Here is a 3404-nt window from a genome sequence, read left to right on the forward strand (position 1 = left end):
TTTTCCCTGTATTGAGTCGATCGTAGGTAAAAGTATTGGCAAACGCACAGACGCGTAACACCACTTTGTTCCAAATGCTGTGGTCATCGCCTCGCCCCGACTCAAAGACAACCGTTGGCCGTTTACTGCCAGCTTTATGAAAATATTGGTAGTAAAGTATTTGACCCTCGACCTTCGCTTGATGCAGGGGCAGTTGGTTAGGCTGGCAAGCCCAGCTCCTGACAGAGCAACTCATCACGGACAATATCAGAGCTAGCCTCCAAAATAAGTGTCTCTTACTACCAATGTTCTTTGCAAACCGAAAAACCATTGAAGCCTCGCACGAAATTGTTGGACTGGCTGGTTTTAGCATCAGCATACCCCCCATACACATGATGATGCAGCGCCAGCTTTAATCCTCAATACCAATATAAACATCAACAACTGTAAAATTTGGATCGGCTGCTCGGCTATCATAAACTTCATTACAAACCATCATCAACTTTAACCCAACCCACTTTTTGAGGTTTCTTTGTCTGTTCGCCCACCATCTTTTGCATGATGTCATAAAATGAAAACTCTGTATTGCCCAAAAAGTGCTGCATAGCAATGAACTGTCTCATTTGACACGTCATTTTAAATGAAGCAATCCCCTCCTCATAATAATGCACTGGCATTTTTTCAACCTCAGGCAGTAGTTTTTTTGCGTTTTCTTCGATTTGTCTGAAAACAGCTTCTCTCGCCTGATCTTTGTCATCATACTGCTTTGAAGTAGTTGTCATGTCTTGCAAAAAATTCTCTGGATCAATAACGGTTATACGTTGCTCATTAAAAATTTCATCGTAATCCACATCGGTAGGATTTTTGGGGTTAGTGGTGATCAGACGGTTGTAAATGGCGGCATGCGTGATCGCTGCAACTTCTCTTGGAACCTTACGATCAATAAAACGAATAATTTTTTCAGCTCGCTCGATGGAACGTACGTCAACCAACAAAGTCTGTTTATCTTCAATATAACAAGTTGCAATCACTAATGGCTGCATTTCTTTGGGTACTTGTTTAGGCGGAATACTCAAACCAAGACGACTGGTTTCCGCCGTATACATTAATACCCACTCTCTTGGCGCATCGTGTGACATACATTTCAGTTGCTTAAAACAGGATTGTAATTTTTCTAAATCATAAATAACGTAATATAAGCGCATTGGCTGAAATAATTCATGTGTCAATGTGCGAGTTAACGCTACTTTCTCTTCCTGAACCGCTTGTCCTAACTGGGGATAATTGTGATTGTTAGTAGAAGGAGTAACAGGATTTAATAAACAGCATTTTTTATATTTCTTTCCGCTACCACAAGGACAAGATTCATTTCTACCCACTTTAATCATATGTTGCCTTCCTCTTTCATATTATGATAATCAACATTTACTTCATCTTCTGCTCGTTTTAGCGCAGACTCTTCAACTAATAACCCTTGTCGTTCATAACGTTTTCTGGCTCGACTAAACCAAACCACCACTGCATAAGATTTGCTATATTGTTTTGCGCGACGAGTGAGTTTTGCATTACCGGCGGGTAAATAGACCAGTTCATCGAAGCCACTGCATTTCATGCACAGTGCTTTGTCTTGTTCTGTATATAAAAAGCTACCTTTGTGTAGCATTTCTTTACATTGCTCACAGGTTGATTCTTTAAGAATGCAAAACACGACATGCTCGGGTGGTTTGTCTAATTTGGTTTTTAAGTTTTCTTGTTTCTTTTGAGATAACACAGGTGAAATATAATGAGTTCGGTAAGCTTTCTCGATGGCAGGGTTCCCGCTTTCACTGAACCGTAATTCTCGTTTTTGGCCGCGAGTCCTTGCTAGGTATTTTGTTTCACTGGGCTTTAAACCGCACTTGTTCGCCCACTGTCGAAAACATTTCATTGCATAACTTAATTTATTCAGATTGGCTTGCACAGCCTGTTCTAAATAAGGTAATCGTCCTTTTCGCCAATCATTCACGCGGACTGGTTGTAACCAACCAATCCCTAATAAAATATCCACGCAACTGACATAGTGCTTTTCTTGCAAAGTTTTGTTCGCAATTTCAATGACACGTTTTTCAAGTTGCTGTCGATTCATATTAATTCAATTACCCTTTATCTCTCAGTTTCCAAGGCTCACCTGGCAGCTTTTCAACAAGTTTTTTCATCACCAAGTCTGCGCCGACTTCCGGCTGCCAATTAACACGATTGGCCAATACATGCGAGTGTTTTTTGAATAACTTCGTTTTGGTATAAGCTCACCAACGCTCGGCTTAACACTAAGTCTTGTTCGACCTGGGATTGATACAACCAGTTGGCATTCTTCCGCCATTGTGTAATCGTATTAATCGGTATCATCGTCTAAATCACTCTCTAGTTTGGCATTAATAGTCAGGCGCCATTTTTTATGGCGTGGAAATCCTGTCATGGTTCGATTAGGCACTAAAGGCGTAATACGCAAAGCCTTATCTTTAATAATCATAAATAGGCTATCGGCCAAATCCTTATGACCCAACGTTTCTAAAACGTAGCCTAGTCGTTGCACCCATTGCCATTGACTGCCTGGTTGAACCTGTGCCTGTAACTTATCTTTATCGAGCTTATCAGCTAATTCATCAATAACTGTGGCAATTTGCCCGATACCACCGCTTTGACGAATAAATGCCAATAAGTCTTTTGCCGTTGTTTCAGGCGTAGACACTCGCATGGTGCCTGTTCGTGTATTCAATAAAACCGCATCGCCTGCATTCAAATCTTGGTTTGTGATGAATTGAATATGGACTTGCCCACACTGAATGTCTGTGTGCTTTGCTGCGATCATTACCTGAAAAACTTGCGGCTGTTGATGTGCAGCACCATGATATAAAGCCGCACTCAGAAGCGCGACATAATAATCCAAACCTAAACGCTTCATTAAATCATCAATGAAAAAATCAGGTGGCAAACAACCCATTGACCGAAACTCAGGTGACAATACAAGGTAATACCCCCTGGTAGGAGAGGCTATTTGTTGCTTTTGTTTTAATCTTCTGAGCATACAAGCGGCCGCATTAGGCGTTAGCCCAAGTGTTTTTTGTAGTTCTTCTTTGGTAAAAGAAACTCTACCCTCAGAAGTTAATTGATCCAAATAGTGCTGTGCTTTCATAGTTACATCAAATATACATTTAAATCTATAGAAATGTCAACAATAGACATTAAGAGAGACTTTAATGTAAACTCAATACAGCGACTTATCGCTAAAATCACTGTGGGAAAATCGTGGGAGAAACCTCCCACACTGTTGTGATTTGTTATGCCAATTTGAGTGGTCCGACCAAAAATTAAACAAAAATAAAACGCTTGATAAAGTAAACATTCGCTTAACCCACCTGAAGTAACGAAGTATCGATCTCATATTT

At 40.5% G+C, this 3404-nt stretch carries 3 protein-coding genes; all 3 read right to left on the reverse strand.

Going from position 1 to position 3404, the window contains the following annotated elements; all coding sequences use genetic code 11:
- Positions 1-464 precede the first annotated feature (464 nt).
- The 3 genes from COV52_05335 to COV52_05345 all read right to left on the reverse strand — a co-directional run bounded on the left by COV52_05335 (position 465) and on the right by COV52_05345 (position 3151).
- Positions 465-1367 (reverse strand): hypothetical protein, encoded by a 903-nt coding sequence (locus tag COV52_05335; GenBank protein PIR11163.1) that lies wholly within the window; start codon positions 1365-1367, stop codon positions 465-467.
- Positions 1364-2104, reverse strand: a complete 741-nt coding sequence (locus COV52_05340; GenBank protein PIR11164.1) for a hypothetical protein — start codon at positions 2102-2104, stop codon at positions 1364-1366. Before COV52_05340 ends, COV52_05335 begins: the two co-directional genes overlap by 4 nt.
- Positions 2105-2350: 246 nt before the next feature.
- The gene (locus tag COV52_05345) at positions 2351-3151 is read right to left on the reverse strand and encodes a hypothetical protein (GenBank protein PIR11165.1); all 801 of its coding nucleotides are present in this window, start codon (positions 3149-3151) and stop codon (positions 2351-2353) included.
- Between the last annotated feature and the right edge of the window lie 253 nt (positions 3152-3404).

The organism is Gammaproteobacteria bacterium CG11_big_fil_rev_8_21_14_0_20_46_22 (assembly GCA_002796245.1).
Taxonomy (GTDB): domain Bacteria; phylum Pseudomonadota; class Gammaproteobacteria; order UBA12402; family UBA12402; genus 1-14-0-20-46-22.